This is a genomic window from Vreelandella lionensis (assembly GCF_044543515.1).
Taxonomy (GTDB): domain Bacteria; phylum Pseudomonadota; class Gammaproteobacteria; order Pseudomonadales; family Halomonadaceae; genus Vreelandella; species Vreelandella lionensis.
In genome coordinates this window covers 1-13553 of sequence record NZ_JBITWC010000006.1, presented here as the reverse complement: position 1 = coordinate 13553, position 13553 = coordinate 1, and the positions used below count along the sequence as shown (strand labels likewise).

Annotated in this window: 14 protein-coding genes and 1 rRNA gene; 7 read left to right on the top strand and 8 right to left on the bottom strand. The window is 53.8% G+C overall.

Features of this window, described 5'->3' with window-relative positions:
- Positions 1 to 38 precede the first annotated feature (38 nt).
- Genes bktB through ACIGG6_RS04880 form a run of 4 tightly spaced genes read right to left on the bottom strand, consistent with a single transcriptional unit; the run spans position 39 to position 5221 of the window.
- Positions 39 to 1223 (bottom strand): beta-ketothiolase BktB, encoded by a 1185-nt coding sequence (bktB, locus tag ACIGG6_RS04895; RefSeq protein WP_253504725.1) that lies wholly within the window; start codon positions 1221 to 1223, stop codon positions 39 to 41.
- Between the two features lie 35 nt (positions 1224 to 1258).
- Positions 1259 to 2401, bottom strand: a complete 1143-nt coding sequence (locus ACIGG6_RS04890) for an acyl-CoA dehydrogenase family protein (RefSeq protein WP_399842740.1) — start codon at positions 2399 to 2401, stop codon at positions 1259 to 1261.
- Complete coding sequence (locus tag ACIGG6_RS04885) at positions 2401 to 3948, bottom strand: fatty acyl-CoA synthetase (protein ID WP_399842739.1); 1548 nt, start codon at positions 3946 to 3948, stop codon at positions 2401 to 2403. Before ACIGG6_RS04885 ends, ACIGG6_RS04890 begins: the two co-directional genes overlap by 1 nt.
- Before the next feature lie 43 nt (positions 3949 to 3991).
- The gene (locus ACIGG6_RS04880; RefSeq protein WP_399842737.1) at positions 3992 to 5221 is read right to left on the bottom strand and encodes an ABC transporter substrate-binding protein; all 1230 of its coding nucleotides are present in this window, start codon (positions 5219 to 5221) and stop codon (positions 3992 to 3994) included.
- A gap of 222 nt (positions 5222 to 5443) precedes the next feature.
- On the opposite strand from ACIGG6_RS04880, the gene ACIGG6_RS04875 reads away from it, so the two are divergent.
- Together ACIGG6_RS04875 and ACIGG6_RS04870 are read left to right on the top strand one after the other, a co-directional pair.
- On the top strand, positions 5444 to 6295 hold the full coding sequence (locus ACIGG6_RS04875; RefSeq protein ID WP_399842735.1) for a TatD family hydrolase: 852 nt from the start codon (positions 5444 to 5446) through the stop codon (positions 6293 to 6295).
- Between the two features lie 13 nt (positions 6296 to 6308).
- Positions 6309 to 6788, top strand: a complete 480-nt coding sequence (locus ACIGG6_RS04870) for a hypothetical protein (protein WP_083026087.1) — start codon at positions 6309 to 6311, stop codon at positions 6786 to 6788.
- On the opposite strand, the gene ACIGG6_RS04865 is transcribed toward ACIGG6_RS04870, so the two are convergent.
- On the bottom strand, positions 6785 to 7366 hold the full coding sequence (locus tag ACIGG6_RS04865) for an elongation factor P hydroxylase (protein ID WP_253504710.1): 582 nt from the start codon (positions 7364 to 7366) through the stop codon (positions 6785 to 6787). The genes ACIGG6_RS04870 and ACIGG6_RS04865 overlap by 4 nt on opposite strands.
- 136 nt (positions 7367 to 7502) lie before the next feature.
- On the opposite strand from ACIGG6_RS04865, the gene ACIGG6_RS04860 reads away from it, so the two are divergent.
- The 3 genes from ACIGG6_RS04860 (at position 7503) to ACIGG6_RS04850 (ending at position 10737) form a co-directional block, all read left to right on the top strand.
- Positions 7503 to 8921, top strand: coding sequence for an MATE family efflux transporter (locus ACIGG6_RS04860; RefSeq protein ID WP_399842731.1), 1419 nt, complete (start codon positions 7503 to 7505; stop codon positions 8919 to 8921).
- A gap of 3 nt (positions 8922 to 8924) precedes the next feature.
- On the top strand, positions 8925 to 9920 hold the full coding sequence (locus ACIGG6_RS04855; RefSeq protein ID WP_253504705.1) for a DUF3080 family protein: 996 nt from the start codon (positions 8925 to 8927) through the stop codon (positions 9918 to 9920).
- A 112-nt stretch (positions 9921 to 10032) separates the two neighbouring features.
- Positions 10033 to 10737, top strand: a complete 705-nt coding sequence (locus ACIGG6_RS04850) for a hypothetical protein (protein ID WP_399842728.1) — start codon at positions 10033 to 10035, stop codon at positions 10735 to 10737.
- A 60-nt stretch (positions 10738 to 10797) separates the two neighbouring features.
- Here the strand turns inward: ACIGG6_RS04850 and tusA are convergent, their stop codons facing one another.
- The gene (tusA, locus tag ACIGG6_RS04845) at positions 10798 to 11049 is read right to left on the bottom strand and encodes a sulfurtransferase TusA (protein WP_399842726.1); all 252 of its coding nucleotides are present in this window, start codon (positions 11047 to 11049) and stop codon (positions 10798 to 10800) included.
- A 28-nt stretch (positions 11050 to 11077) separates the two neighbouring features.
- Between tusA and ACIGG6_RS04840 the strand changes: the two genes are divergently transcribed.
- Positions 11078 to 11365 (top strand): antibiotic biosynthesis monooxygenase family protein, encoded by a 288-nt coding sequence (locus ACIGG6_RS04840; RefSeq protein WP_044629788.1) that lies wholly within the window; start codon positions 11078 to 11080, stop codon positions 11363 to 11365.
- A 24-nt stretch (positions 11366 to 11389) separates the two neighbouring features.
- Here ACIGG6_RS04840 and rlmM read toward each other — a convergent pair whose 3' ends face one another.
- On the bottom strand, positions 11390 to 12457 hold the full coding sequence (gene rlmM, locus ACIGG6_RS04835) for a 23S rRNA (cytidine(2498)-2'-O)-methyltransferase RlmM (protein ID WP_399842724.1): 1068 nt from the start codon (positions 12455 to 12457) through the stop codon (positions 11390 to 11392).
- Positions 12458 to 12704: 247 nt separating this feature from the next.
- Here rlmM and rnk point away from each other — a divergent pair, with 247 nt between their 5' ends.
- Positions 12705 to 13118 (top strand): nucleoside diphosphate kinase regulator, encoded by a 414-nt coding sequence (gene rnk, locus ACIGG6_RS04830; protein WP_399842722.1) that lies wholly within the window; start codon positions 12705 to 12707, stop codon positions 13116 to 13118.
- A gap of 185 nt (positions 13119 to 13303) precedes the next feature.
- Here the strand turns inward: rnk and rrf are convergent.
- Positions 13304 to 13419, bottom strand: a 5S ribosomal RNA gene (gene rrf, locus ACIGG6_RS04825).
- Positions 13420 to 13553: the final 134 nt, after the last annotated feature.

Here is a 13553-nt window from a genome sequence, read left to right as displayed (position 1 = left end):
AAACATACCTTTGATTGTTGTTAGATACCCGGGGCGGCTTAGCGCTCGATCAATAGCGCGATACCTTGCCCACCGCCAATGCAGAGCGTAATGAGCCCATAGCGCCCCTGAATGCGCTCCAGCTCATGCAGCGCTTTCAAGATTAAGATAGCGCCTGTCGCCCCCACGGGATGGCCAAGGGCAACCGCCCCGCCATTGGGATTTAACTTTTCCAATGGAAAACCAAGCGTCGATGCCACCGCCATCGCTTGGGCCGCAAACGCTTCATTGGATTCAATCACATCGATATCGTTGATCGTAAGCCCTGCCTGCTGAAGGCAGCGCTTGACTGCTGGAATAGGCCCCAAACCCATTAGCGATGGTTCGACCCCCGCCGTGGTGGCCACCCGCAGCCGAGCACGTACCGTCAGCCCCCGCGCCTGAGCCTCTTCAGCATGAGCCAAGACCAGCGTTGCCGCGCCATCATTAATACCCGAGGCGTTGCCAGCCGTGACCACGCCATCGCGTTTGAACGCAGGTTTTAGACGCGCTAAATCACCAAGTTCAACGCCCTCACGGACATGCTCATCACGGGCAAAGGTCAGCGTTTGCTTCCCTTTCGTCACCTCAACTGGAACGATTTGAGTATCAAAATGCCCTTCTGATATAGCCCGCGCTGCTTTTTGATGGCTATCAAGCGCGAACTGATCCAACTGCTCACGACTCAGCCCGTACTGCTGAGCAATATTTTCAGCGGTAATCCCCATATGGCCACTGCCGAACGGGTCGCTAAGCACGCCGAGGGTTAAATCTTGAATGGAGCAATCCCCCATACGGATGCCATTACGCGCCTGGGGGGCTAACACATAGGCACCACGGGACATGGTTTCGGCACCGCCTGCTAAAGCAAGTCGGCTGTCGCCTAAGGCAATTTGCTGCGCAGCTGACACCACCGCTTGCACACCGGAGCCGCATAGGCGATTGACATTAAAGGCACCGGCTTCTTTTGGGACGCCTGCATTGAGCGCAATATGGCGGGCCAAATAGGCATCTTCAGGGCCGGTGGTAATAATATGACCGTACACAGAGTGATCAATGTCATTGCCTTCCACTCCTGCTCGGCGCAGCGCTTCTATGGCCGTAAGGGTACCAAGCTCATGCGGGGCAAAGGATGACAGCGCCCCACCAAAAGCGCCGATGGCGGTGCGTGCACCGCCCACAATGACTACGCTATCCAGCTGCATACATGCTCCTTGTTAACAATACTCAGCCCCTTGCATCACGGGGCCTTGCCCAGCAGCGAACGCGCGATCACCTCTTTCATGATCTCGGAGCTGCCGGCGTAAATCGTTTGTACCCGTGCATCCAGATAAAAGCGTGAAATGGGGTACTCCTGGGTGTAGCCGTAGCCACCAAACAGCTGCAAGCAGCGATCAATCGCATGGCACTGCAGTTCGCTCAGCTGTAACTTGAGAATAGCCGCATCGGTGCTACTCATGGTGCCTTGTCGGTACCGTTCGACGCACTGTTCAAAATAGGCTCTTGCCATTTCAAGCTGGGCTTTAATCTGCGCCAGCGTAAAGCGGGTATTTTGAAAGTCGGCGATTCGCTGGCCAAAGGCTTCCCGCTGGGTGACGTACTCAAGCGTTAGCGCTAGCGCACCTTCTATCGCCCCCAAAGCTTGGGCACCCACGCCCAAACGCTCCCGGGGCAGCTCTTGCATGAGGTAGCGAAACCCTTCGCCCTCTTCACCTAATAGCGCATTAGCAGGCAGTTTCAGTTGATCAAAGGCCAGCTCCGCCGTATCACTAGCGTGCTGGCCAATTTTTTTGATCGGCTTACCACGAGAAAATCCGGGCAACGCGGTGTCCACCAAAAACAGTGAGATCCCTTTTGCGCCAGCGCTGGGGTCTGTTTTCGCGCATACGATTACCAAATCAGCCACTTGGCCGTTGGTGATAAACAGTTTGCTGCCGTTGAGCAACCAACCATCGTCCATACGCGTGGCTCGGGTTTTCATTGCCGCTAAATCACTGCCTGCGTTGGGTTCGCTCATGGCAATCGCCCCTAAGCACTCACCTTGAGCCATACGCGGCAGCCAAGTCTCTTTCTGTGCAGGCGACCCCAGGTTCTGCACATAAGGCATGACGATATTGGCGTGAATGTTGTAGGCACTGGCAAGGCCACCAAAACCTTGGCGAGATATCTCCTCTAGTGCCAGCTGAGTCACCGCAATATCGGCCGCCGAACCGCCATACGCTTCCTCTAGATCAATGCCTAACAGTCCAGCGGCGCCCAGCGCCTTCCATAAAGAGCGTGGTATTTCTCCTGCGTCTTCCCACTGCGCGTAAAACGGCGCCACTTCCTGTGCTAAGCAGCGGGTAATCATGGTGTGAAAAAGCGCGTGTGTCTGCTCGTCCATCATGACTCCTTAAACTCTTGGCGCAGGTGGCGCTTTAAAATTTTCCCTGCCGTGCTTTTCGGGAGCGCGTCAGTAAAGACAATCCGTTTAGGCACTTTATAGGGCGCCACAATGCTTTTGGTGTGATGAATCAGCTCCTGCTCGCTCGCCTCCTGCCCCTCTTTCAGCACCACCACTGCCGTAATCGCTTCAATCCACTTCTCATCCGGAAGGCCTATCACGGCGACCTCAGCAATCGCCGCGTGCTTAAAGAGTGCCTCTTCCACCTCTCGGCTAGCCACCAACACACCGCCGGTATTAATGACATCTTTAATACGATCTACGATATATAGGTAACCCGCCTCGTCGATATAGCCGACATCTCCTGAGTGAAACCAGCCGCCTTGAAACGCTTCAGCGGTCATCGCGGGCTTATCCCAGTAACCCACCATTAGCTGCGGCGAGCGATGCACAATTTCACCATGTTCACCAGGGGCAACGTCGTTCCCTTCTAAATCGACGATGCGCGTTTCTACCGTAAGGATCGGGCGGCCCGCCGATGCCGGGCGCTCCGCATGCTCTTCAGGTCGTAAAACAGTCGCTAATGGGGCTATTTCGCTCTGGCCGTAGCAGTTGTATAGGCCCACGCCAGGAAAGCGCCGCTGCATCTCTTCCAATACCGGTACCGGCATAATAGAGGCACCGTAATAGGCTTTTTTCAGGGTAGAGAGGTCGTGCTGGCCGAACTGCGGATGGCGTAAGAGGCTGATCCACACCGTCGGCGGTGCAAAAAATGAGGCAATCTGGTGCTGAGCAATGGCGGCTAAGCAGCTGTCTGGCAGCGGCGCTTCCAGGAGAATAACCTGGGCACCAAGCAGTAACGCGGGCATCAAAAACACGTGCATTTGTGCCGAGTGGTAAAGCGGCAACGCGGCTAACATCGCCTCACTGCCTTTAATATCCAGCTCCACCATGCACGCCATATACTCTGCCATTAACGCCTGATGGCTCATCATCGCGGCCTTAGGCGCGGCGGTTGTGCCCGAGGTGTAGAGCAGCTGGGCAAGGCTACTCCCTTCTAGCGCTACGTCGGGCTCATTACTTGAGTGGGACGAACCGACGCTGGCTAATACGTCAAAGCCGCTAGGTTCAACAGCATGCAAGGTGCCATTCATCGTCAGCGTGATTGATTGAGTAGCCTCGCGCACTTTGTCCGCAAGTGAGGCGTCACTCAGCACTCCCTTGGCGCCTGACTGCTGCAAAATGTAGCCAAGCTCCTCACTGCTCAGGGCAAAGTTGACCGGGACATGCACCAGCCCAGCCTTAACCGCTGCCAGCCAGGCAATCACATAGGCGTCTGAGTTTTTTCCGTATACCGCTAGTCGGTCTCCCGGGACAAGCCCCGCCTCTAAAAGAGCGTTAGCCACTTGGTTAGCGGCCACGTTGAGGGCTTGATAGCTCCATGAACGGTCAGCAAAGCGAAGCGCAGGCTGTTGGGGGTATTTGCGAGCGCTGCGGTTAAGCGCAGCGCCAATGGTATTACGGTGGATAGAGTTGGTAAGCGTCATGCTAAGTCCTTGTTGTTATGGTCTAAAAGGCTTCAGCGATGAATTAACCCGTTACCAGTGGGCAGACACTTTCAGACAGCGGCCGGAACGCTTCCTCTGCTGGGATAGTGCGCACGACGCGGAAAAGGTCATCTGCATCGGCCGACTCTTCTGGCGTTTTCACTTCGACGAGATACATATCATGCACCATACGGCCGTCTTCACGGATATAGCCATTTTTGGCAAAAATATCGTTAATAGGCGTCTCGGCCATCTGTTGGCGCACCGTCTGTGTATCGTCGGTACCCACCGCTGCAATGGCCTCTAGATAGTGGCGCGTGCTGGAATAAATCCCGGCGTGAACCATGGTCGGCATGCTACCTGTGCGCTCACGAAAACGTTCTGCCCAGGCCCGCGTCTCTTCGTTAAGGTCGTAATACCAGGCCTTGGTAAACTGCAGCCCTTGCGCATTCTCAAGACCAATACTGCGGATATCGGTACTAAACAGCACCATACCTGCTAGCACCTGACCGGCCTGCGTAATACCAAACTCACCCGCTGTTTGTACGGCGTTAATGGTGTCGCCACCGGCATTGTTTAAGGCAATGACATCCGCGCCAGAGGCTTGCGCTTGTAACATGAACGATGAGAAATCGTTATTGGGGAATGGATGGCGAGCGCGGCCTACAATGGTTCCGCCATTTTCAGTCACTACACGTTCAACGTCCGCTTCTAGCGCATGCCCAAACGAGTAGTCAGCGCTGAGTAGGTACCAGTTTTTATAGCCCTCTTGCGTAATCGCTTTGGCGGTACCATTGGACATTGCCCAGGTGTCGTAAACCCAGTGGATATGATTAGGCGAGCAGTGCTCATTGGTAACACCGGATGAAACCGCGCCATTCACTAGGCCCAGCTTATCGGCCTCTTGCAACAAACTTACTGCCGCTAATGTGACCGATGACGCCACCAAACCTGTGACCATGTCGACGTTGCGCTCATCGATCCATTCACGTACGACGCTAGAGCCAACATCGGGACTATTTCGGTCATCGGCATTAAAAACAACGATATTGGCACCCTGCACGCTACCGCCAACATCTTCTATCGCCATATGAATGGCATCCTCGCCAAGCGGGCCGATGGGGTCACGGTAAACACCTGACATATCAGCCAAATAGCCAATCCGAATCTCATTATCAGAGATGCCTTCATTGGCCGTTACCTGAGGCGCGTAGACCGCCGTAAGCACCGCTGCTGATAGAGCGGTCATTGCGAAGCGACGTGATAGCTGCATGATATATACCTGTCTATTGTTGTTATTAAGCCAGTATTTACTGTGCATTTATGCGATGAACCACCTGCATAGTAAAAGTAAACACTCAGCTTCTGTTTACCTAACAAGCCAGTTTTTTTGCAATTCGTGCCATTCGTACTGTGTGTGAACGGTAGGAGCATTAGTGGTTGTGGGCCGCCAGCGTTACAATAGCGTTAATGACACATGGCGGAGGAATACAGTTTGGCAAGCACTGAAGCCGATACGTTTTTACCCGAAGCACTGCAATTTCGCCCTGATACCCCATTAGTGGATATTGGCGCGAATTTGACCCATGAAAGTTTTCAGCGCGACCTGGGGGACGTGCTGGCGCGGGCCAAGGCGGCCAATGTCACAACGCTTATCGTGACCGGTACCGATGTCGCCCACGCAAAGCAGGCCGTGCAGATGGCGCAGCAGTACACAGGGGTCTACGCAACGGCGGGCGTTCATCCCCATGATGCCAGTGGGTGGAATGACACGGTCGCCCAAGAAATGCGGCAGCTTTACCGTAGGCCGGAGGTCGTGGCGGTTGGCGAGTGCGGATTAGATTTTAATCGCAACTTTTCAACCCCAGAGCAGCAGGAGCATGCGTTCGAGGCGCAGTTGGCTCTGTCAGCAGAAAGCGGCCTGCCGCTGTTTTTGCATGAGCGGGATGCTGGCAAGCGAATGCAAGACATACTGCGCAGCTGGCGAAATGATATTAGCCAGGCGGTTATACACTGTTTTACGGCGGACCAAGAGACGCTGCAGGGCTACCTTGATTTAGATCTGCACATTGGTTTGACGGGCTGGATATGCGATGAGCGCAGAGGCCATCACCTGCGCGACATGGTGCGCGATATACCGCTAGACCGCCTGATGGTGGAAACCGACTGCCCTTACCTACTGCCCCGCAATTTGCCTGCTAAATTGAAGGGACGCCGCCACGAACCAGCGCTACTGCCCTGGATTGTTAAAGAAATAGCCCGCTGGCATGACGTGAGTGATACCGAGCTTGGCGCGGCGACCACTCGCACCGCCCAGCGTTTTTTCCGAATTGAAGCGGACGCTTAAAAGGAGCAACTTCGTGGCTGACTATCCTGGATTTATTGCCATTGAAATAGGCGAAGATAATGGCTTGCCGCTCTCTATAGCGTGGTCGTTACCCGACGGGCGAATCAAACAAACGCTGATCCAGCCGGACGATAGCTGGATCACCGAAGATAGCAATGTGATGGGCGCTTATAGCATTGAAGAGTTAGAGAGCTTAGGCGTCAGCCCTCTTGATGTGATTCGTGAATTAGAGAACGACCACTTCTCTGCCACACTATACACCAGCGATAACGGCGAAGATGAGGCCGCGCTGGCGCGTTTGTTTGATACCTACGGCCTGGACCCCTTTGTAGAGCTGGCACCCGCAGAGGTACTTTACGATCAGCTCAGCTCTAGTGAATGGCACCGCCTGCGTAGCGAGATGTTTAACGACCTGGGCTTAGAGCCAATGCGTCCGGAGCACGAAGTTGAGGTGATGCTCACGTTGCACCAACAGCTTAATGAAAAAGATTAAGCGCTAACTTCAGTGGCTGCTAGCAGCGCTCTGCCTGCGGCTATTGCCTGTTCCAACGTATCGCCCTGCTGATAGTAGCGCGCCAAGGCTAAGTAGAACGCATTGGCGCGTTGCGGCAACCCTTCTGCTAAATAGCGCTGCGCCCGGGCAGCGACTCTCTGCGCAAAGGCATCTCGATCTACCTCTACTTCGCCCCCTAGGTTATCCACACTAACGTGAAAGGTACGCCCGCAGGCCTTTGTGAATAGCTGTTCCAGCGCCTGAGGAGCAATTTCAGCATTTTCGAATGCCTGCTGCTCTTGGGCGTTACGGCCATCGGGCAAGTACCAATAGCCATAATCTTCTAACAGTCGCCTTTCTTTACCCGCAATACACCAATGGCTGATTTCATGTAGCGCGCTGGCAAAGTAACCACGCGCAAAAATGACCTGATGATAGGGTGTTTGTTCGGTTGCCGGACGATACAGCGGCTCATCGCCTCCTTTTATCAAACGCGTCTGGCAATGCGCCGCAAAGACGCCATCAAACAGCGCCATAATATCGCCCAGGGTCCAACGCTCTTGCTCTTCAATCACCATATTGCCACTTTTCCCATGCATTTCGCGCAGTATACCCGCTGCGGCTTAACCAGCTAAAGAGGAGACAGCAAAGCGCAGCGACTCCTGCTACTCTATCGGCCTTTCTTAGGTCTCTTTGCTAAAGGGGAGCCATACCTTGGGCGGCTTTACTAGCGATATCAAATCCATCTATTGGCCAGAAACTCGCACACTTGTTGCGCTGGCCTTGCCTATTTGCGGCGCTCAGCTAGCCCAGGCGGGCATGAGCGTTGTCGATGTCATGATGACAGGTAGACACAACGCAACGGACTTAGCCGCCGTATCAGTAGGCTCAAGCTTATGGATGCCGCTGATGCTGTTTATGACCGGCACGCTGATGGGGCTAACGCCGATCGTGGCGCACTTACTGGGCGGCCAGCGCAATAACGATATATGCCCGGCCGTACATCAAGCCCTTTGGGTGGCGTTGGCATTAGGCATCATTGCCGCAGGTTTATTATGGGTCGCCGTTACACCTATTTTTGAACTGATGAACGTTCCTCCTGGTGTTGCACAGGAGTCGGCGGCTTATCTAAGCGCCGTTGCTTTTGGAATGCCTGGGATCGCGCTTTTTCAAGCGTTACGCGCCTTTTCAGATGGCATGAATCATACTCGCCCTGCTCTCTGGATCAGCCTTGTGGGCCTTGCCGTTAACATCCCCTTTAACTATTTGCTCATTTACGGTGGTGATGGCCTAGTCAATCTATTGGGTGCTGGCATCCCTAATAGCTTGCAACAGCTACCGGCACTGGGGGCTTTTGGCTGCGGTATTGCCACCGCTATTTCGATGTGGACAATGGCAATCGCGATGGCGCTTTATACAAGGCGCGGAAACACCTACCGCAGCGTTTCACTTTGGGAGCAGCTTACGCCGCCACAATTGGCGGGCATTCGTGAACTTGTGGTGGTGGGTGTGCCTATCGGCGTCGCGATTTTTGTTGAAGTCACTCTATTTACTCTGATCGCGCTGTTTATAGCCAGCTTTGGAGAAGTCACTGTAGGTGCGCACCAAATCGCCCTCAGTTACACCACCATTCTGTTTATGCTGCCCATGTCGTTAAGCATGGCGTTGACCGTTCGAGTAGGTAATACGCTGGGCCAGCAACGTTTAGCGATGGCACGCAAAGTCGCTTGGAATGGCATTACGATTAGCATTATCGTCGCGGCTATCAACAGCACGCTATTATGGTTTACGGCCGCTCCGGTGATTTCACTCTACACATCCAATACTGAGATCCAGGCACTAGCATTAACTATTATCGCGTTAGCGGTTGTTTTTCAGCTATCGGATTCATTGCAGGTGAATTTGGCAGGGGCACTACGCGGTTATAAAGACACGCGCATCGTCATGGTCATCACCGTGCTCTCTTATTGGATTGTGGGCTTAGGAGGTGGCCACTGGTTAGGAACCTATGGTTTGGGAGGTGTGTCTGACCCAATGGGCGTACACGGATACTGGATTGGGCTGATTGCTGGTCTCAGCACAGCTGCTGTATTGCTGGCTTGGCGATTAAAAACGATCAGCCAACAGGAGTAATCCATGCTTCCCAAGCAACGTTACGGCAAGTGGCTAGCCGCTTCGGCTAGCCTATTTCTTATGGCATGCGGTGATCACAGCGCCGATCAAGCTTGGTCTAGCTACCATCAACAGTTGGCGGATGCGCTCAACGCCCCTCCACCTGAGCGGATGGAGCCTCGTAACATTGGTGCCTTTCCTGAACGCCAGCAACGCTTAATTGAGCTGCCTGAAACCCGTGATGGCATGCTCAACATCTATGCACTTCGTGAGTGCCAAATCACTTCCCTGATTGCCGCTCGTAATAACCAGCTTGGCCGAGTTGCGCCACCCAGCCAGCACTGGCTTTATGAGCGCACCCTTTGGCAGCGGCTGGATGCCTGCTGGAATAGTGATGTGCCAGATAGTTTAAGTGAAGATGACAAAGCACGCCTCGCACATCTAACCGAGTTAAAAACCGAGCAGTTACCCGCCGTCAGTTGGAATGCCATTTTTGATTCCGAAGAGTGGGAAAAAAGCTTTTCCAGAGCCAGTAGCCCACTGCCCGCTCTAACACAAGTCGACTTAAGCGGACAGCTAGACGCTACCGAGTACTTGGAGCAGATGGTTGCTCAGCAATTCAGCCAGTCTTGGGAACAAGACTCCTCGACCCTTGAAGGGCATCTCAAAACGCTGCAGGAGCGTCCACTAACCGCAGAGGTCTTGCGTGCCCTGCTCCTCGCCGAACAGCGCCTTAGCGAAGCTAACCAACTACTAAAGCGCGCTACAGGCTCTGAGACGTGCTTGTCGGTGGATGAACCTGCGTGGCTAACCACATTGGCACAACACTCCCAGCAGTGGCTTACCAGCATTAACCGGTTAATTGATATCCACCCGGTCTCTCCTCCTGAAGCGGTTAACGAGTATCAAAGTGCATGGCTTTCTATGAGCAACCCGGAGGCTCCTTGGCAGCAGTTTCAGAAGGAATGGGAGGCACATAAGCAGTTAAAAGCCTCGTTTAAATACTGCACTTCTGATTAAAAATGACGTTTACGCTTAACCTCGCGCTCAAGCTGTGCTATTGGTGAAGGTAGCGGCAGGCGGTGTTCACTGTCTGCCAATGTCGTGACCACGCAGTACAAGGAGGGACACCATGGGCGCACCCCTGTCAACTCGCTCTGCCCAGGTCATCGACCTGGAAACCGTGCGTCAGCGTCAGCAGGCGCGAAAGTGTTTAGTTCGTTTAGCACCAGAGCTAGATGGCTTAGAGATGGTCTACCAGCTCGCTGCGAGTCCCGACACCTACTACGGCCTGCCCATTCTTGCCTGGGGGCTTAGGGAAGATGGCAACGTTGTGGGGCTCGTTCCTTGGATGGAGTCGCTGGCGGCCTGCCATGAGCTGGATAGTCATGAAAGCGGTTTCTTCGTCGGCTACCGAGACCCTGAAACCGACGAAATCTTCGAGCTTCCCCCTGACCACAAGTACGATGAGCTAAGCGCCGCTGCCAGCTATTTTGAGTATGAGGCTTCTAGCGATATCACCCTCATTCAGCAGCTCCCTGATACTCTGGGCACACATGCACTCTGCATGAACCACCCTAATGCGCCATGGCACATGAAGCCTGTGTACGGATGGCGGCTGTATAGCGATGGCAGCATAGAAGCGATGGTGGCAGACGAACAAAAAGCCACCATGACCCCCATTCTACTGGGCGACAAGTGCTTGTACGACGCGCATTCTCGGCATCAAACCGTCTATTTCTTCCAACGCCATATTGCTAATCGCATTCTGGAAGAGGATCCAGCCACGCTTGAGGCACTCGCCATGATGGTAGTGCCGAGTAGTGATCACGCTTAGCGATAATAGGCAAGGCGCTACACCCTTAGTCGGTGAGCGCCTTGCTTTGGCTCCACAAGATCACGCTAAGCGGATAAAGTAGACGTACTGATCGTCCACGCTATTTTGATGCAGCAACTCATGCCCTAAAAATTGACAAAACTTTGGCACATCGCGCGTGGTGGCAGGGTCAGTAGCCACGACTTTCAACACTTGGCCCGATGTCATATCACGCACTTTGTTGTGCATGAGCATAATGGGTTCTGGGCAGTAAAGCCCTGTGGTATCTAACGCAGCATTAAACGTGTTGGGGTCATCGGTATTATCAGTCATCGACTCTCTCGGTTAGGAAACAGACACTATGATAAAAATCATCATTGAACGACGCATTATGCCCGGTCTAGAAGATGAATATGAACAAGCAGCGCGCGAGGCTATGCGCGTTTCACTGGGCGTCAGGGGCTTCGTTGGTGGTGAAACTTTGGTTGAGCTTGGCCACACAGACCGCCGTTTAATGATTACCAAATGGCGCGACTTGCGCGCCTGGAAAGAGTGGCACGCCAGTGAAGAGCGCGCCATGGCAATGCAGCGTATTTTACCGCTACTCACCGAAGACGAAACTATCCGCATTTATGAACCAGGCTACTAGCCCAACGGCGGATACCCGCCCAGGTTAGTGAGCCAGCCTAACGTATACCGTCACCTCTTCCCGATCATGATAGAGGTGGCGACAACGAATAGTGGCTCTCACGCCTGCGGTCGCTAACGCTTCTTCCAACGTTGACAAACAGCGCGTTACTTCATCCCAGCGCTTTTTCATCGGCAGTTTGAGGTTAAAAATGGCCTCACGGCACCATTTGCGTGTTAGCCAGCGCTCAACCATGGCCAAAACGCGCACCGGCTTGTCGACGATGTCACACACCAGCCAGTCCAAACGCTGGGGCGGCTCCCAGGTAAAGCCATCTTCACGTAGGTGATCGATCTGCCCTGTGGCCATGAGCTGTTTGTCCATTGGGCCGTTATCGATGGCATAGACATACATACCGCGCTGCACAAGCTGCCATGTCCAGCCACCTGGCGCTGCACCGAGATCTGCTGCCTGCATATGCGCAGCTAAACGTTCATCCCACTCGTCCCGGGGTATAAACTCATGCCAAGCTTCTTCAAGCTTTAACGTCGAACGGCTAGGCGCGCGCGAAGGAAAACGCAGCCGACGTATCCCATTGATTAACTCGCTGCGGTTATCCGGAAAGCTCATCCCTAGCTGCACACGATCGCCATCGGTCCAGAAAATATGTAGTCGTCGAGCACCCGCCTTGCCTCGCAGGGCACCGCGCTTTTTCAACATACTCTGCAGTGGTTTTGTGAGTGCTTTGATCAAGCCAGCAAGCGCTTTACCATCGTTGGTATCCGGCGTTTCATGCCAGATCTCTTCAAAACTCCAACGGCTCGCCTTTACTTGATCCAGTATAGCGGTTAGACGATCATCCCGGGAGAGTGTTAGCGCAGGCAGCGCAGCCAGACTTTGTCTTGCAAATATAAGACGCTTAAACGCAGCCTGACGATGCAAATCGTTAATCGCCTCTCCATCCTGACGCGTTAAACTGACCCAGCCCTCTCCTTGCGTAGGCTCGCAGATAATCTCCTGCTGCTTCGCATGGTGCTGCATTTCTGCCAACGCATCGCTTTCAAAGCCCGGCCGACAGTAAACTAGCCATGACGTGGGTACCGTGTCACTCACCTTTCACCTCAAACATAATATGCCACCAATAGACACGAACGTACTTAAAAGCTTGCTCGCGTTGCGGCATGCATCATAGCACTTTCTATGTGCCTCGCTCTAAGCGTGCGTCGTCTTTTACTGAGAAGTGGCGTACACTATCTGAATAGTCCTTTCTTTATGGAGAGGGCTTTTTTTATGCCATTCCACACCATTTGTATAACAACGCAGCCAGCCTTTTGCTACTGCGTTTGCCAAGGAGAGCATCATGGGGCAGCGACCTCCCCTCATAATCAACCGGCTTGATGCAGACCGTCTGCAGCGCCTGATTGATGCAGCGACTGAAAAGGATCAAATGGTGTCTGAGCTACTGCAAGATGAGCTTAGTCGCGGGGAAGTCGTCGATCCCGAAGAAATCCCTGATAACGTTGTGAGTATGAATAGCCAAATTCAGTTTACCGATCTCACGCGTAATCAGCAGATGATACGTACACTGGTTTACCCGCACTCTCTGGGTAACACCCAAGACGCCATTTCTATTATGGCGCCCATTGGAGCTAGCCTGTTAGGCCTAAAGGTAGGCGATACTATCGATTGGCCACTGCCCAACCAGCAGACAACTCGTTTACGGGTAGACGCCATTCTCTGGCAGCCTGAACGCGAGAAACAGTACCACCGCTAATCGTTTAGCAACCTACCTTAGCCGCTCCTAACGGGCGGCTTTTTTATTGCCGATACCCCGCGGTCATAGTCCGTCCACAGCAAAAAGCCCCGAGCAGGCGGTGCACGGGGCTTGGGGTCATGGCGCGCTTATTGAGCGCGCAGCAAAAAACCCAGCCGACTGGCTGGGTTCTTTGCAGTATAAGTGCCTGACGATGACCTACTCTCGCATGGGGAGACCCCACACTACCATCGGCGCTAAGCGGTTTCACTGCTGAGTTCGGCAAGGGATCAGGTGGTTCACGCGTGCTATGGTCGTCAGGCGTAACGGGTCATGCATATCATGCTGATGCGTCGGTGACGTGTTTTGTGATCGTCTCTTTCCGTCAGCGCCTTGGCTGGCGGCTGCGTATCCGGTGTTCTGAGTGCGTTCACACTCGTTCGTTATCACTGCGAC